Here is a 231-nt window from a genome sequence, read left to right as displayed (position 1 = left end):
GCGACGTCTCCGGCCAGCAATTGTTCGTTGATCGGTTGTTTTAGCTGATTTTCCAAGGACGTTTTGTGGCTTCTTGGAAGACATTAATGCAAAGTTGATCGGTAAGAATGTATTGGCGTCACTCCAACCCAAAGTTAAAGCCCGGTATCCCGTAATATATAACTGTTTGTCATGGTCAAAGACTCGCGCTAGTAATTCGGTTTGGGTGGCGTACTCACGGGAAAAGAGTGT

Annotated in this window: 1 pseudogene; it reads right to left on the bottom strand. The window is 45.5% G+C overall.

What is annotated here, in order from left to right:
• Window positions 1-231: pseudogene (locus tag LPKJCM_RS11765) on the bottom strand (IS4 family transposase); the annotation flags it as partial.

This window comes from Lentilactobacillus parakefiri (genome assembly GCF_002157585.1).
Classification (GTDB): Bacteria; Bacillota; Bacilli; order Lactobacillales; family Lactobacillaceae; genus Lentilactobacillus; species Lentilactobacillus parakefiri.
Note: the sequence above shows the minus strand (reverse complement) of the source record. Positions and strands in the feature narration are given on the sequence as shown.